The sequence below is a fragment of the Kitasatospora sp. CB01950 genome (assembly GCF_001905465.1).
In the GTDB taxonomy this organism is placed as follows: domain Bacteria; phylum Actinomycetota; class Actinomycetes; order Streptomycetales; family Streptomycetaceae; genus Kitasatospora.
The window spans coordinates 66,699-80,837 of the sequence record NZ_LISX01000012.1 but is presented as its reverse complement, the minus strand read 5'-3'; the positions used below and the strand labels follow the sequence as shown (position 1 = coordinate 80,837).

At 74.9% G+C, this 14,139-nt stretch carries 15 protein-coding genes; 4 read left to right on the top strand and 11 right to left on the bottom strand.

Translation table 11 applies throughout. The features are described from left to right. Positions 1 to 23 precede the first annotated feature (23 nt). The 3 genes from AMK19_RS26335 to AMK19_RS26325 all read right to left on the bottom strand — a co-directional run bounded on the left by AMK19_RS26335 (position 24) and on the right by AMK19_RS26325 (position 2,132). Positions 24 to 1,247 (bottom strand): nitrate/nitrite transporter, encoded by a 1,224-nt coding sequence (locus AMK19_RS26335; RefSeq protein ID WP_073815921.1) that lies wholly within the window; start codon positions 1,245 to 1,247, stop codon positions 24 to 26. A gap of 92 nt (positions 1,248 to 1,339) precedes the next feature. Next, positions 1,340 to 1,810 (bottom strand): SRPBCC family protein, encoded by a 471-nt coding sequence (locus AMK19_RS26330; RefSeq protein ID WP_073815919.1) that lies wholly within the window; start codon positions 1,808 to 1,810, stop codon positions 1,340 to 1,342. 139 nt (positions 1,811 to 1,949) lie between these two features. After that, positions 1,950 to 2,132, bottom strand: coding sequence for a hypothetical protein (locus AMK19_RS26325; protein WP_073815917.1), 183 nt, complete (start codon positions 2,130 to 2,132; stop codon positions 1,950 to 1,952). A 132-nt stretch (positions 2,133 to 2,264) separates the two neighbouring features. Here AMK19_RS26325 and AMK19_RS26320 point away from each other — a divergent pair, with 132 nt between their 5' ends. The 3 genes from AMK19_RS26320 (at position 2,265) to AMK19_RS26310 (ending at position 5,850) form a co-directional block, all read left to right on the top strand. Beyond that, complete coding sequence (locus AMK19_RS26320) at positions 2,265 to 3,023, top strand: glutamate racemase (protein ID WP_073816075.1); 759 nt, start codon at positions 2,265 to 2,267, stop codon at positions 3,021 to 3,023. Positions 3,024 to 3,931: 908 nt separating this feature from the next. After that, a complete protein-coding gene (locus tag AMK19_RS26315) occupies positions 3,932 to 5,110 on the top strand; it encodes a glycosyltransferase (protein ID WP_073815915.1) in 1,179 nt (392 codons plus the stop codon). Continuing rightward, positions 5,110 to 5,850, top strand: coding sequence for an SAM-dependent methyltransferase (locus AMK19_RS26310; RefSeq protein WP_073815914.1), 741 nt, complete (start codon positions 5,110 to 5,112; stop codon positions 5,848 to 5,850). Before AMK19_RS26315 ends, AMK19_RS26310 begins: the two co-directional genes overlap by 1 nt. An 8-nt stretch (positions 5,851 to 5,858) precedes the next feature. Here AMK19_RS26310 and AMK19_RS26305 read toward each other — a convergent pair whose 3' ends face one another. From AMK19_RS26305 to AMK19_RS37545, 8 genes are all read right to left on the bottom strand, one after another. Further along, positions 5,859 to 7,058, bottom strand: coding sequence for a glycosyltransferase family 4 protein (locus tag AMK19_RS26305; protein ID WP_073815913.1), 1,200 nt, complete (start codon positions 7,056 to 7,058; stop codon positions 5,859 to 5,861). A 2-nt stretch (positions 7,059 to 7,060) separates the two neighbouring features. After that, the gene (locus tag AMK19_RS26300; RefSeq protein ID WP_073815912.1) at positions 7,061 to 8,257 is read right to left on the bottom strand and encodes an ABC transporter ATP-binding protein; all 1,197 of its coding nucleotides are present in this window, start codon (positions 8,255 to 8,257) and stop codon (positions 7,061 to 7,063) included. Beyond that, positions 8,247 to 9,146, bottom strand: a complete 900-nt coding sequence (locus AMK19_RS26295) for an ABC transporter permease (protein ID WP_073815911.1) — start codon at positions 9,144 to 9,146, stop codon at positions 8,247 to 8,249. The genes AMK19_RS26300 and AMK19_RS26295 overlap by 11 nt, the downstream gene beginning before the upstream one ends. Before the next feature lie 230 nt (positions 9,147 to 9,376). Then, entirely contained in the window at positions 9,377 to 10,165 is a 789-nt protein-coding gene (locus AMK19_RS26290; protein ID WP_206745153.1) for a thiol:disulfide interchange protein DsbA/DsbL, read from the bottom strand. 189 nt (positions 10,166 to 10,354) lie between these two features. Next, the gene (locus AMK19_RS26285; RefSeq protein ID WP_073815909.1) at positions 10,355 to 11,053 is read right to left on the bottom strand and encodes a hypothetical protein; all 699 of its coding nucleotides are present in this window, start codon (positions 11,051 to 11,053) and stop codon (positions 10,355 to 10,357) included. 267 nt (positions 11,054 to 11,320) lie between these two features. Further along, entirely contained in the window at positions 11,321 to 11,827 is a 507-nt protein-coding gene (locus tag AMK19_RS26280) for a DUF2004 domain-containing protein (protein WP_083647369.1), read from the bottom strand. A gap of 34 nt (positions 11,828 to 11,861) precedes the next feature. Continuing rightward, entirely contained in the window at positions 11,862 to 12,935 is a 1,074-nt protein-coding gene (locus AMK19_RS26275) for a glycosyltransferase (RefSeq protein ID WP_073815905.1), read from the bottom strand. A 121-nt stretch (positions 12,936 to 13,056) separates the two neighbouring features. After that, positions 13,057 to 13,749 (bottom strand): hypothetical protein, encoded by a 693-nt coding sequence (locus tag AMK19_RS37545; RefSeq protein ID WP_241844594.1) that lies wholly within the window; start codon positions 13,747 to 13,749, stop codon positions 13,057 to 13,059. Here AMK19_RS37545 and AMK19_RS26265 point away from each other — a divergent pair. Then, positions 13,630 to 14,097: a TetR/AcrR family transcriptional regulator gene (locus AMK19_RS26265; RefSeq protein ID WP_241844604.1), complete on the top strand. Its 468-nt coding sequence runs from the start codon at positions 13,630 to 13,632 to the stop codon at positions 14,095 to 14,097. The two genes, AMK19_RS37545 and AMK19_RS26265, sit on opposite strands and share 120 nt — an antisense overlap. Positions 14,098 to 14,139 lie beyond the last annotated feature (42 nt).

Sequence of the window (14,139 nt, the reverse complement as noted above, 5' to 3'; positions counted from 1 at the left end):
GGTACGGACGGGCGGGCGGGCGGTCAGGCGGTGCTGGTGGGCCGGATGTTCCGCATCCGGCCGACCGCGTACACGCAGCCCGCCAGGGCGAGGTCGGAGAGCAGCATGAAGCCGATCGAGTAGCTGCCCTTGGTGCTGTAGATCGCGCCCATGACCAGCGGCGGGACGAACCCGCCGAGGCCGCCCATCGCGCCGACGATGCCGGTGACGGAGCCGACCTGGGCGACCGGGGTGACCTGCGAGACCAGCGCGAACACCGAGCCGCTGGTGGTGCCGAGGCCGGCGGCCATCAGCAGGAACGCGATCGTGCCGACCGGGCTGAGCGCCGGGTCGAAGGCCTGCACGACGGCGAAGACCGCGGTCAGTGCGAGCGCCCAGCCGGTGACCACGGCCGGGTGGACGCGGTCCGACAGCCAGCCGCCGAACGGCCGGAAGACGACGGTGACGAGCGCGAAGCCGGCCGCCTTGGTACCGGCGTCGGTCGCCGACAGGTGGTACCAGGTCTTCAGGTACGTCGGCAGGTAGACGCCGAACGCGACGATGCCACCGAAGCCGATCGCGTACAGCCCGGACAGCTCCCACGTCACCCGCAGCCGCCCGGCCCGACCCAGCCGGGTGACCAGCGAATCGGTCGGCACGGCCCGGTCCGGGCGGTCGCGCAGCAGCAGCGCGGCGAGCACGGTGTACGCGGCGAGCGCGATCGCCATCACCAGGAACGGCAGGTCGTGGCCGTGCTTCCACAGCCGCGGCGTGAAGTACCCGGACAGTGCGACGCCGCCCATGCCCATGCCGAAGACGCCGAGGCCCAGGCCCCGCTTGTGCGCGGGGAACCAGGAGTTCACCAACGGCACCCCGATCGCGAACGTGGTGCCGCCGAGCCCGAGGAAGAACCCGACCGCCAGCAGCGCCCCGTACGAGTCCCGGGCCGGGATGATCAGCAGCACGGGGACGATGGTCAGCGCCGAGATCAGCGGGAACATCAGCCGGGCCCCGTACCGGTCGGTGAGCGCGCCGACCGGGACCCGGCCGAGCGAGCCGACGATCACCGGGACGGCGACCAGGAACGACTGCGCGAACGACGTCATGTGGAGGGTCTTGTCGAACTCGCCGGCCAGCGGCGCGATCAGGTTCCACGCCCAGAACGTCAGCGCGAAGCCCACCGTCGCGACCACCAGGTTGGTGTACGCCGTCCCCGACATCCGCTCGCTCGCCGGCACCCGCTCGTTCGAAGTCGTCACCTGTCCCATGGGACCCAAGCCTCCGCACCCGCCGCCGCCCGCACCGGCCGACCCGGCCGCACCACCGGCCCGCCGTCAGCCGGACGGAGCAGGCGGCGGGCTCACCGCCCGGCCGGCGGCATCTCCCACGGGTCCTGCGGCAGCGGCTCCCCCGTCTCCAGCAGCGACTTCAGGTTCGCCAGCACGGCCGGCCAGCCGTGCGAGACCGCTTCCAGCGCCGCCCGGTCGCGCAGCTTCTCGTGCGTGACGGTCAGCCGGACGATGTCCCGGTACGGCTCGATCAGGAAGGTGACGGTGGCGGCGTCGTCGGCGAACAGGTCCGGCCGGTCCTCGAAGGTCAGCGTCAGGCGCTTCGGCGGCTCCGCCGCCAGCACGTGCCCGGTGGCGTCGACCGTGCCGGAGCCGTCCGTACGACGGTGCTCCCAGGCGGAGCCGGGCCGCCAGTCGGAGACGTTGGCGTGGCCCCAGAAACGGGCCGTCGCCCCGGAGTCGGTCAGCGCGTTCCACACCTGTTCCGGCGTCGCCCGCAGGTAGGTGGCGTACTCGTAGGTCGGGACGGGATCGCTGCTCATGGCGCACTCCGCTCTGCCGGGGTCACGGCTGCCGGGCCATCCTGCCGACGCCCTCCGACCACTCGCAAACGCTCGCCCCCGAACGTTCGGCCCCCGGAGGCGAAGATCGTCACCCGGGCCGTCCGCGCGTCCCGGCAGGTCACCCGGATGTCGAGGTCTCCCGACATCCCCCGCCGTCGGCCGCCGTCGGAACCGAGCCGCCCAGGTACCCGGCCACGTCGTGGCAGTCGTGGTCGTGGTCGTGGGCGACCGCCCAGCGCGCCCGGCCGAGCAACAGGCTCGTGACCGCCACGGCCAGCACCAGCCGCCGCCGGACTCTCATCGCACCCCTCCGCCCTGGGCCCGCCGGGCCCGTCAGGCGGCATCCTCGCGGCTGGTTTGAACTCGTTCAAGAAAGGGTGGGCGATGCTCACCGGACCGGGGTCCGCGCCGACCGGAGGTAGAGTCGTTGCTCGTGAAGATCGCCCTCGTGGACTCCGGAATCGGCCTGCTCGCCGCCACTGCCGCGCTGCGCCGCCTGCGGCCGGACGCGGACCTGGTCATCTCCTGCGACCCCGACGGCATGCCGTGGGGCCCCCGCACCCCCGAGGACATCACCGAGCACGCCCTCGCCTGCGCCCGCGCCGCCGTCGCGCTGGAGCCGGACGCCCTGGTCGTCGCCTGCAACACCGCCTCCGTGCACGCGCTCGCCCGGCTGCGCGCCGAGTTCGAGCCCGAACTGCCCGTGATCGGCACCGTCCCCGCGATCAAGCCCGCCACCGCGGCGGGCGGCGTGGTGGCGATCTGGGCCACCCCGGCCACCACCGGCAGCGCCTACCAGCGCGGCCTGATCGCCGAGTTCGGCGGCGACGCGAGCGAGGTCCACGAGGTCGCCTGCCCCGGCCTGGCGGAGGCCGTCGAGCACGCCGACGAGGACGCCATCGCCGCCGCGATCGCCTACGCGGCGGCCCGCACCCCGGCCGGCACCACCGACGTCGTCCTCGGCTGCACCCACTACGAACTCGTCGACGACCGCATCGCCTCCGCGCTGGCCGTCCCCGCCCGCTTCCACGGCTCCGCCGACGCCGTCGCCGCCCAGGCCCTCCGCCGCATCACCTCCCCCACCCCCGGCGCCGGCACCCTCACCGTCCTGCACTCCGGCCGCCCCGCCGCCCTCCAGACCGCCGCCCTCAACTACCCCCAGGGCGAAGTCCTCATCGGCGCCCGGGTCTGACCCTCCCCGGGGGCACCCGCCGCCACCGGACTCCGCCGGGACACCGGACGCCACCTGCCGCGACGCTGCAGCACCCGCGAGCGCACACTCCTCGGCCAGGCACGCCCTTCCGCCCCGACGGCAGCCCGCACGCCCCGCTCCGACCAGCCCCAACAGGCTGCCCCGCGCCGCGTCCCGATGCCGCACCACTGGCCCGTCGGCCGGCTGGCCTGCCCGGGCCCCTCGCGGCCATTGCGCCGAATCCGCCCGACCGCAGCCCGGCGACCGTCGTTCCGCCTCGGCGTGCCCGGGCCCACCGACATATCGGGCCCGACCGTCCGCCCCTGGCCTCGCCCCCCTCCGCCCGGCCGCCGCCTCAACATCGCCGCGCCCCTGCCCTCTCCCCTCCCGCCCAGCCGCAGGCCGCCGCGCCCCGGTGTCCGCGCGACCCCTCTGCCCGGCCCCACCGATAACTTGGGCCCGACCGTCCGCCCGTTGGCCTCGCCACCCCTCCCGCCCGGCCGCAGGCCGTCCCGCCGCCTCAACGTCCCTGCGCATCCGGCCCTCGCCCGCCGACATGCCGGGCCCGACCGTCCGCCCACCCCCTGCCCCCGCCCGGCCGCAGGCCGTCCCGCCTCAACGTCCCCGCGCATCCTGCCCTCGCCCCCGCTTCCGCAGGCCGCCGCGCCCCGGCGTCCGCGCGCCCCCTCTGCCCGGCCCCGCCGATATGTCGGGCCCGACCGTCCGCCCTCGCCCCCCTTCCGCCCAGCCGCAGGCCGTCCCGCCTCAACGTCCGCACGCACCCTGCCCTCACCCTCCGACTTGCCGGGCCCGACCGTCCACCCGCCCCCTGGCCCCGCCCCCTTCCGCCCGGCCGCAGGCCGTCGTGTCTCGGGGTCCGCTCGTCGCCCGTGGGGCAGACTGCCGGGGTGACCGTGCTGTGGTGGGTGTCGGTGGTGGCGCTGGTGGCGTGGGTGTGGCTGGCGGCGTGTCACGGCGGGTTCTGGCGGACCGATCAGCGTCTGCCGCGCGGGGGTGCGGAGCCGTCGCGGTGGCCGGAGGTGGTGGTCGTCGTTCCGGCGCGGGACGAGGCCGGGGTGCTGCCGCTGTCGCTGCCGTCGCTGCTGGCGCAGCAGTACCCGGGCCGGGCGCGGGTCGTCCTGGTGGACGACCACAGCAGCGACGGCACCGCCGAGGCGGCACGGGCGCTGGCGGCGGGCCCGGGGCTGGAGCTGGAGGTGACCACGCCCCCGCCGCTGCCGGAGGGGTGGACGGGCAAGCTGTGGGCGCTGCGGCACGGCGTCGAGCGGGCGGGGGACGCCGAGTGGCTGCTGCTGACGGACGCCGACATCGCTCACCGGCCGGGCTCGCTGCGGGAGTTGGTCGCGGCGGGCGAGGCGCACGGGCTGGACCTGGTGTCGCAGATGGCGCGTCTGCGGGTGGCGTCCGGCTGGGAGCGGCTGATCGTCCCGGCGTTCGTGTACTTCTTCGCCCAGTTGTACCCGTTCCGCCGCTCCAACCGTCCCGCCTGCCGGACGGCCGCCGCCGCGGGCGGCTGTTCGCTGGTGCGCCGCCGGGCGCTTGCGCGGGCGGGCGGGGTGGCGGCGATCCGCGGGGCGGTGATCGACGACGTCTCGCTCGCCCGCGCGGTCAAGCGCACCGGCGGCCGGACCTGGCTGGGCCTCGCCGACCGGGTCGACTCCGTCCGGCCCTACCCGGGGCTGGCGCCGCTGTGGCGGATGGTCTCCCGCAGCGCCTACGCCCAACTCCGTTACTCCCCGCCGCTGTTGCTGGGCACGGTGGTCGGCCTGGCGCTGGTCTACCTGGTGCCGCCGGTCGCCGCGGTGACCGGCGCTCTGGCGGGCGACCTGCGCACGGCCGTGACCGGGCTCGCCGCCTGGGCGCTGATGGCCGGCACCTACACGCCGATGCTGCGCTACTACGGCCGCCCGCCGGCGGAGGCCCCGCTGCTCCCCTTCACCGCGCTGCTGTACCTGCTGATGACGGTCGACTCCGCCGGCCGGCACTGGCGCGGGCGCGGCGCGGCATGGAAGGGCCGCACCTATCCGGACCCGCAGCGCGCCGACCGGACTGGCACGATGGGCTGATGGACCGTCAGGAGATCGGGCGCATCGCCCACCGTGACCACCCCGTCGCCGCCCCGCTGTCGGACGCCTCGGTGCACCGCCTGCTGGAACGCCAGCTGCGGCGCTGCCCGGACGGCCGGCTGCTCGACCTCGGCTGCGGTGAAGCCGCCTGGCCGGTACGGGCGTTGGCCATGCATCCGGGCCTGCGCGCGGTCGGCGTCGACAGCAACCCGGCCGCGCTGGAGGACGGGCGCCGGAGCGCCGAGCGGGCGGGTGTCACCCATCGGATCGCCCTGCACCACTGCGACGTCCGGGAGTTCACCACCCCCGAGCCGTTCGACGCCGTCCTGTCGGTCGGCGCGGCCTACGCCTTCGACGGCCTGCTGCCGACCCTGAAGGCCGCCCGTCCGCTGCTCGCCCCGGGCGGCACCCTGCTGCTCGGCGAGTCCTACTGGGACGGCCGACCTCCGGACCACGCGCGGGAGTTCTTCGGCGACGACCTCACCGACCTGCCGGGCGTCCTGGCCGCGATCGCCGCCGCCGGCTGGTGGCCGATCGCCGGGCACACCTCGACCCGCGAGGAGCTCGACGCCTACGAGTGGTCCTGGACCGGCTCCCTCACCGACTGGGCCCTCGACCAGCCGCCGGGCCCCGACCGCGACCAGGCCCTCGACGCGGCCGCCCGCCACCGCGACCAGTGGCTCCACGAGTACCGCGACGGCTTCGGCTTCGTCACCCTCCTGCTGCGCCCGGAAGGCTGAGGGGCCGGTCAGCGGGTGAGCAGGCGGCGGGCCGTCGGCTTGACGTACTCGTAGCGGGTCATCTGTTCGAGGTCGCGGAGCCAGGCGGTGCGGCCGGGGGGTTGGCGGAGGAGTTCGCGGTAGATCTCCTCGAATGCGGTGGAGACGTGGTCGAGGGAGAACCGGCCGACCACCCAGTCGCGGCCCCAACTGCCGAGTTCGGCACGGCGGTCGGGGTCGTCGGCGAGGACGCGGATCTGGGCGGCGAGGGCCTTGGCGTCGGCGGGCCCGTCGCCGTGGCCGTACATACAGCGGGAGGCGTGCGGTTCGACCAGCGGGCCGGGTTCGTGGATGGCGGAGTAGCCGTTCGCGCCGTGGACGATGACGGGCTTGGCGAAGGCGAGGCCGCGCAGGGCGGAGCCGCCCATGCCGAGGACGAGGTCGGCGGCCTGGTACGCGGGGCGGGGGTCGGAGCGCTGGCCGGTGAGGACGATGGCTTCGCGGCCGAGTTCGGCGTTGAGGCGGGCGGCTTCGGCGCGCAGCGGCTCCTCGCTGGGGCCGCCGCCGACGACGGCGAGGACCAGCGAGGGGTCGTCGAGGAGGCGGACGGCGGCCATGGTGCGGCGCACGCCCGCGTCCTTCTCCAGGCCGGACACCAGTCGGGTGACGATGCACAGCAGCAACCGGCCGTCGCCGGCGCCCACTTCGGCGCGGAAGGCGGCGCCGGAGACCGAGCCGGGCGCGTCCTCGGCGGTGTTGACGGGGGGTTCGATCAGCCGCAGGTCGCGGTGGCCGAAGGTGCGCGCGTCGGGCATCAGCGCGCCGAGGCCGAGGACGAGCGGCTGGTGGCGGGGCATGCCGCGGAGCATGCGGATGCCGTAGAAGGTGGTGACGATCGGGAGGCGGCCCTGCCGGCCGGGGCCGAAGTAGGCGTTCCGGGCGGCCCGGACCTCCCAGGCATGGACGAGTTGGGAGCCGTGTTCGTCGGCGAGCCGGCCGAGGCGGGCCCGGATGACGGCGTGCGGGGTGTCGGGGTCTCCGGCGACGACGAGGTCGAGGTCGTGGGAGGCGGCGAGTTCGACGAGCGGCGCCGGGCCGTCGACGCCCTGGGCGAAGAGTACGGGCTGGTGCCCGCGGTCGCGCAGGGTGCGGGCGATGTCGACGGCGTTGAGCTGGGCGCCGCCGAGCGCAAGGTTGTTGAGATGGACCAGGACACGGACCGAACGCACGCTCACTCCTCCCACTGGTGCGGTACGAAGACCGGCGCGGCGAGCACCACCGCGCGCGGCGGGGTGTCCAGCATCGGGCCGAACACGTCGAACTGGCCGGCGGAGTGCCAGCTCATCAGGGTGCCGCCGTCGGTCTTGCCGATGGAGTAGACGCCGGTCCACAGGGTGTAGCGGCCGCGCGGCAGCGGCAGCCGGGGGATGACGCAGGCGACGCGGTGGTCGCCGCCGGTCAGCCGGATCTCGTGGCTGATCTGGAAGATCGGGCTGGAGGTGCCTTCGCTGACGCCGAGGTGCAGGGTGGCGTCGCCGCGGTAGTCGCCGGCGAGGGTGAGTTCGACGGTGACGGGTTCGTCGGTGTGCAGGGTCTCCTCGCCGCTCCCGGCCCGGACCTCGTACTTCAGCAACGCCAGCGGCTCGCCGACCCGGGCGGAGGCCTCGGACTGCGCCTCGATGGAGTCGCGGTAGCCGGCCAGCGCGTCCTTGATCCCGGCGTCCACCCGGACGGTGCCCTGTTCGAGCCAGACGCCGCGCCGGCAGATCGACTGCACGGCGGGGAGGTCGTGGGAGACGAAGACGATGGTGGTGCCCTGTTCGGCGACTTCGCGCATCCGGTCGAGGCAGCGCTGCTGGAAGACGGCGTCGCCGACGGCGAGGACCTCGTCGACCAGCAGGACGTGCGGCTCCAGGTACGCGGCGACGGCGAAGCCGAGGCGCATCTGCATGCCGGACGAGTAGAACTTCACCTGCCGGTCGATCGCGCCGCCGAGGCGGGCGAACTCGACGATGTCGTCGAAGCGTCCGGCGACCTCGCGGCGCTTGAGGCCGAGCAGCGCGCCGAACAGGTAGATGTTCTCCCGGCCGGTCAGGTCGGGGTGGATGCCGGCCCGGATCTCGATCAGCGCGCCGATCCGGCCGCGGACGTCGATGATGCCCGCGTACGGGTACATGACCCGGGTCAGCATCTTCAACAGCGTTGACTTTCCTGACCCGTTGGAGCCGATCAGGCCGACGGACTCGCCGGGTTCGATGTGCAGGTTGATGTCGCGCAGCGCCCAGCGCCAGTCCTCGCCGCGGTCGCCGCGCAGGCGGCGGGCGGCCTGTTCGACGCGGTCGCGCAGCAGCATCCGCTGCTGGTCGGCGCGGAAGCGCTTCCAGACCTGCTGGGTGCGGATGGTGCCCGGTGGGTAGTCACGCGACATCGGCGATCCCCGTTTCCAGCTTCTTGAAGAACAGGTAGCCGCCGACCAGGAAGACCACCGAACTGGCGGCCGCGATCAGCGTCATCCGCCCGTCGGGGGCCTCCCCGTACAGCAGGGCCTTGCGGTAGCCCTCGATCACCGCGCCGAGCGGGTTGACGCCGACGTAGATCTCCTGCAGCCGGTGCGGGATCTTGGCCAGCGGGTAGGCGACGGGGGTCGCGAACACGCCCATCTGCGTGATGATCGGCAGCAGGTGGCGGACGTCGCGCAGGTACACCACGGCCACCGAGAGGATCAGCGCGATGCCGTAGGTGAACGCGAACTGGATCAGCAGCAGCGGCAGCGCCCACAGGAAGGTGGCGGCGGGGGCCGTCCAGAACACCAGGAACATCAGGCCGAGCACGCCGACGCCGATCGCCATGTCCACGGTGGCGACCAGCATGGTGGCCAGCGGGAACACCTCGCGCGGGCAGTACACCTTGTTCAGCAGGCTGAGGTTGTTGGCCAGGCTGAGCGCGCCCTGGTTCATGGTGTTGCTGAAGAACTGCCAGACGATCAGGCCGACATAGGCGAACAGCGTGTACGGCACGGCGCCGGTCTCGATCTTCACGGCGCGGTGGAAGACCAGCGTGAAGATGGCGCACAGCGCGAGCGGGGTGAGCACCGCCCAGGCGAAGCCGAGCACCGCCTGCTTGTACCGGGCGCGCAGGTCGCGTTCGGCCAGTGCGCGCACCAACTCCCGTGCCGCCCACAGCTCGTGGGCAACCTGGACGGGGCGCAGCCGTCGTTTGAAGACCAGTTCGGGCGGTGGTCCGTCCGGGATCGCGACGCCGCCCGGCGGGTGCCGGTCCTCGCGGTCGTCGATGACCTGTGCGCGCTGTCCCCCCACGGACTCCCGCCCTCTCCGGGCACGGCGCGGCCGCGCCCGGTGTCTGTGTCGACTGTGTGTCGGCGCCGGGCGGACGCTGCGGTCCGGCCGGGCCCGGCGACCACCATGACACAGAGTGTGGGGGCGGCGGGCGGGTTCCGTGAAGATTGCGCCAGCTCAGCCCGGTTGTCGACGGTTTCGGGCCGAACTGACGCGCCTGCCAGGGACGTTCGCGGGACGCGAGGCCGGTGCTACTGGGCTTCGGTGACCAACCGGTCGAGGGCGGCGGGCATGTTGTCGACGCCGCCGGCCCGGGTGGGCGAGGTACGGCCGTTGCCGTCCACGATCACCGTGGGCAGTTCGTTGACCTGGTAGTCGGCGAACAGCTTGGGCGCCTGCTCCACCGCCCGGTCCACCTCGGCGGAGCGGTACGCGGCCCGGAACTTGGCGGCGTCGATGCCGTGCCCGGCGGCCCAGTCGGCGGCGCCCTGCTCGGTGGCCAGGTCGGCGTGCTCGTCGCGGACCGCGCGGAACACGGCGGCCTGCCGGCGATCCACCTCGCCGAGCCGGTCGAGGGTGTAGAACAGCCGTGCGTGGGCGCGCTGTTCGGCCTCGTCGGGGCTGCCGACCCAGATCGCCGGGATGCGGCGCAGCGTGACGTCGGAGCGGTGCTTGGCGGCCCAGTCGGCGAGCGGGGCTTCGAGGGCCGCGGAGTGCATGCAGTCGTACCAGAAGAACTCGACGGCCTCGTGGGTGCGGGTGGCCTTCGGGCCGTTCGTCGAACCCTGCGGCGCGGGGGCCTGCGGGGCGGCGGCCTGCGGTGCCGGGGCCTGCTGCGCGGGGGCCTCTTGGGTCGGGGGCGGGGCGTGGTGGTGCTGCTTGGCGGCGGCCAGGTACTGATCGGGAGTCAGCAGCTGCTTCCCGGTCAGGCCGTGCGACGCGGTCGGAAACGCGGACACGGCGTGGGCGGCGGCGGCCGGGGCGGCGACCAGGCCCCCGGCGACGGCGATCAGGACGGTGGTTCTCAACAGCGGCTTCACGAGGGCAGCGTGGCAGGCCGCCCGGGTGCGGGCCAGGTGATCCGGCCCCGGTCGGCGGAATTCGCCGGAACGGAGCAGTGCCGGTCGAACTGACGTCGGACGTCCGGGCATTGGCGGGACCTCAGGCGCCCGGTGGGCGGGCGCGCCCCCGCTCGCTCACCCACCCCGGCCCCGCCCACCGGCCCGGGGTCACTTGCCGAGGGCGCGCAGCTGGGCCTTGGCCTCGGCCTCGGAGGCCTGCGGGACGCCGATCTGCACCTGGTCGGAGCCCTCCTCCTTGACCGGGCAGTACCGGGCGTCCTTGACCGGCATGGGCAGGGTCAGCACGCCCTCGTTGCGGACCATCACCAGCAGCGAACCGGTGGTGCAGGAGGAGTTGGGCGCGACGGGCGGCGAGGCGAGCCAGGTGACGGCCTGGTACACCGGCACGTTGGGGTGCAGCACGGTGCCGTTGGCCTTGTCGGTGGCGAAGGTGCCGGAGCCGAGGACGCCGCTGACGAGCTTCTCGAACTGCGCGGTGTGGTCGGTGCGCAGGTCGGCCTTGCCGTAGACGACGCAGTCCGTGCTCGTGGTGTTGGTGAGCTTGATGACGCCGGTGATCCGCGGGTCGGCGCTCCGGTCGAGGGTCAGTTCGGCCTTGACGTCACTCTCCTTCTCGGAGCCGCCGCACGCCTTGACGTCACCGGCGGGCTTGGCGGGCGCGGACGACTTTCCGCCGGTGGCGCCGGTGCCGCCGGCGGAGGCCCCGGCGGACGGCGCGGCCGCCGAGCCGCCCGCGGCGGAGCTGGTGGCGGGTGCCGGGTTGGCGGCGGTGTCGGGGTCACAGGCCGTCAGGGCGAGGACGGAGCAGGCGAGAAGGGCGGCTGCGGCGGGCTTGCGGAGGTTCATGGGGGCTCCTGCGGGGGCTGTGTCCGCTCCGCCGGTCGGCGGGGCATGCGTCACCACGCGTCCGTCTGTCGGACGGTTCCTCGGGTATCCGTCCGGAACGCCGCTGTTACACGTCCGGGACGGCGCGCGGACGCCAACTCCCCTCAGGGCCGGTCCCGTTCGGGCTCGGACGGTGCGGCCGGTGTGACGCCGTTCACCTCGAACCGGTCCAGCCGGAACACCGGCCCCGCCGCACGATCACCGCTGCCGCCGGCGGGCCCGGGGCCGTCAGCTCTCCCAGTCGACCGAGGCCACCGCCCCGGCCCGGGTCGCCCTGACGGCGAGGATCTGGTCGCCGAGGTCGGGCTCGAAGGTGTAGTCCAGCACGACCGGGGGCCGGCCTTCGGACGGGCCGGTCGGCCACAGCCCGATGCCGGTCAGGCGCATGGCCGCCACGAAGGCGTCCGGCCCGACCTCCGCGCCCGCCGCCTCGCGGACGAGCCGGGCGGCCGTCCCGCTGTCCTCCCACTCCTCGAGGTGGAAGTCGATGAAGGAGCGGTCCTCGTGCAGGTACGCGCGCAGGGCCGTGCGCGCCGCCGCGTCGAGGGTCGGCAGGTCGGTGAGTCGGGCGGCGAGGTCGTCCAGCACCTCGGCGGACGGCTGGGCGGACGGTCCGGCCCAGAGCCGGGCCTCGACCTGGGCGTCCCCCAGTTGCACGGCGCCCTCCCAGACGACGTCGGTGTCGTGGAGCGCGTCCGTGTCCAGTCGCCCGAAATACGTGTGTCCCATGGCCATCGGGCGACGGTATCTGCGCGGTCCGACATCGGCGTCAGCGAGTGCGGGCGACCTGGCGCAGCAGCGACTGCCAGCGGGTGGCGACGGCGTCGAGGTCGAAGTGGGCGAGGGCGTGGGCGCGGGCGGCGTCGCCGTACGGGGTGCGGTCGGCGGCGAGGAGGGCGCGGAGGGCTTCGGCGGTCGCGGCGGGGTCGCCGGGGGGTGTGAGCAGTCCGGTCTCGCCGGGGCGGACGACGTCGGAGACCCAGCCGACGTCGGTGGCGACGGCGGGCAGCGCGGCGAGGGCGGCTTCGATCAGGACGCCGGGGACGCCTTCGGAGTCGCTGGTCAGCAGCAGCAGGTCGGCGGCCCGGTAGAGCGGCGCGGGGTCGGCGAGCGGGCCGAGCAGGTGGGTGCGGGGGCCGGCGTCGGCGGTGAGGCGCGCGCGCAGCGGGCCTTCGCCGGCGAGCGCGAGTCGGACCGTCCCGGGGAGGAGGGCGTGCGCGGCGAGGGCGACGTCGGGGCGCTTCTCGGGGCTGAGGGCGCCGATCCAGGCGACCAGCGGCCCGTCCCCGGGCAGCCCGAGAGCCGCCCGGGCGGCGGCCTTCTCGGCGGGGCCGGCGGGCGGCGAAAAGCGTTCTGCGGGGCGGGCGTTGGGCAGCACGTGCAGCCTGCGGGCGGGCAGCCGGAAGCGGGTGCGCAGCAGGTCCACGGCCTGCGGGGAGATCGCGGCGACGGCGGCGGCCCGGTGCAGGAACGCGCCGACCCGCAGGCGCCGCGCGGCAGTCGACGTCCAGTGTCGGGGGTCGCCGATGTTCACGTAGACGAACGGGGTGCGGGACGCCATCAGCCCGAGCGCACACGCCTGCAGGGTCGACGAGCCGTGCGCCACCACCACGTCGACCCGTCCGGCCGCCCGCCGCAGCGCCCGCAGCGTGTCCGGATGATGGCGGGACGGCCCCAGCACGGCCACCGGCTCCCCCGGGTCCGCGTCCGGATGCGGATGCAACGCCACCAGCTCGGACACCTGCCCCCGGCGCACCAACTCGCCGTGCAGATCCCGCGCCGAACGCTGCGCGCCACGGGCCCGCGGGTCGGTGATCACATGCAGAACGCGCGGCTCGGCCATGCGCCCGACCCTACCGAGACGCCTCGGGCCGGCGGGCCCGGTTCACCCAACTGGACCCGCCGAACCCACAGTTGCCCGCTCGTGACCCGCCGGACCCGCCGGACCTGCCGGACCCGCGGGTTCAACTCCGCTGGCCGGCGGCCGACTTCCGCAGTTCGGCCAGGTTGTCGGCCAGGAACTCGTCCACCGTCCGGGCCGGGCGGCCGAGGAGGTCGGCGACGGCGGCGGTGACCTCGGCGAGGGAGCCGGCGGCCGCGCCCCGGAGAAGGACGGCGAGGTCCTCCGCGAAGCCGATGGGCGCGCCCCGGCCGGCGAGGGCGGCGGCGAGGTCGCCGGGGGTGAGGGTGACGCGGCCGACGGGGCGGCCGAGCGCGGTGGCGACGCGGTCGGCGAGTTGGGCGTCGGTGAGGGCTTCGGGGCCGGTGAGGACGAAGGTCTCGCCGGGGCGGGCGGGTCCGGTGAGGAGGACGTCGGCGCAGGCGGCGATGTCGTGGCAGTCGATGTGCGAGATCGGCCCGTCGCCGTAGCGGCTGATCAGCCGCCCGTCACCCGAATCGGCGACCGCGCCCGATCGGCCGACCGCCCCCGACCGCCCCCCGCCCGTCGCCGCCCGCGCGCGGATGCGCTGCGCAACCGGGAGCGCCTGCTCGCCGAGGCCGACGCGGTGTTCCGGGAGGAGGGCACGGGGGCTTCGCTGGAGGGGGTCGCCCGCCGGGCGGGCGTCGCGATCGGCACCCTGTACGGGCACTTCCCGACCCGCGCCGCGCTGATCGCCGCCCTGCTGGAGCAGCGCACGGCCGAACTGTTGGTACACGGCGAGGAGTTGGCGAAGGGCGGCGACCCGGGCCGGGCGCTCGCCGAGTGGGTCCGCGCGGTGGTCCGGCACGCCGCCGCCTACCAGGGCCTGACCGAGCAGCTCGCGGCCGGAGCCGCCGAGTTGAGCGAGTCGTGCGCCGAACTGACCGCCCTGTGCGACGGGTTCACCGAGCGGGCCCGTGCGGCCGGTGTGCTGCGCGGCGACACCACCGGCGCCGACCTGTTCACCCTGATGAACGCCGCCGCGTGGAGCCGCGAGCACGACACCCCGGAGCAGGCCGACCGGCTGCTCGACCTCGCCCTGACCGGCATGCTGACCACCGCTCCCCCGCAGACCCTCGCGTAGCGGCACCGGCCGGGTTTACTCCGGTTTCGCGGACGCGGGCCC

Bases quoted from the DNA above. Each gene is read 5' to 3' on its own strand.
- AMK19_RS26300 (WP_073815912.1), bottom strand. From the start codon at position 8,257: ATGTCGCGTGACTACCCACCGGGCACCATCCGCACCCAGCAGGTCTGG.
- AMK19_RS26275 (WP_073815905.1), bottom strand. From the start codon at position 12,935: ATGGCCGAGCCGCGCGTTCTGCATGTGATCACCGACCCGCGGGCCCGT.
- AMK19_RS26335 (WP_073815921.1), bottom strand. From the start codon at position 1,247: ATGGGACAGGTGACGACTTCGAACGAGCGGGTGCCGGCGAGCGAGCGG.
- AMK19_RS26280 (WP_083647369.1), bottom strand. From the start codon at position 11,827: ATGGCCATGGGACACACGTATTTCGGGCGACTGGACACGGACGCGCTC.
- AMK19_RS26325 (WP_073815917.1), bottom strand. From the start codon at position 2,132: ATGAGAGTCCGGCGGCGGCTGGTGCTGGCCGTGGCGGTCACGAGCCTG.
- AMK19_RS26285 (WP_073815909.1), bottom strand. From the start codon at position 11,053: ATGAACCTCCGCAAGCCCGCCGCAGCCGCCCTTCTCGCCTGCTCCGTC.
- AMK19_RS26310 (WP_073815914.1), top strand. From the start codon at position 5,110: ATGGACCGTCAGGAGATCGGGCGCATCGCCCACCGTGACCACCCCGTC.
- AMK19_RS26330 (WP_073815919.1), bottom strand. From the start codon at position 1,810: ATGAGCAGCGATCCCGTCCCGACCTACGAGTACGCCACCTACCTGCGG.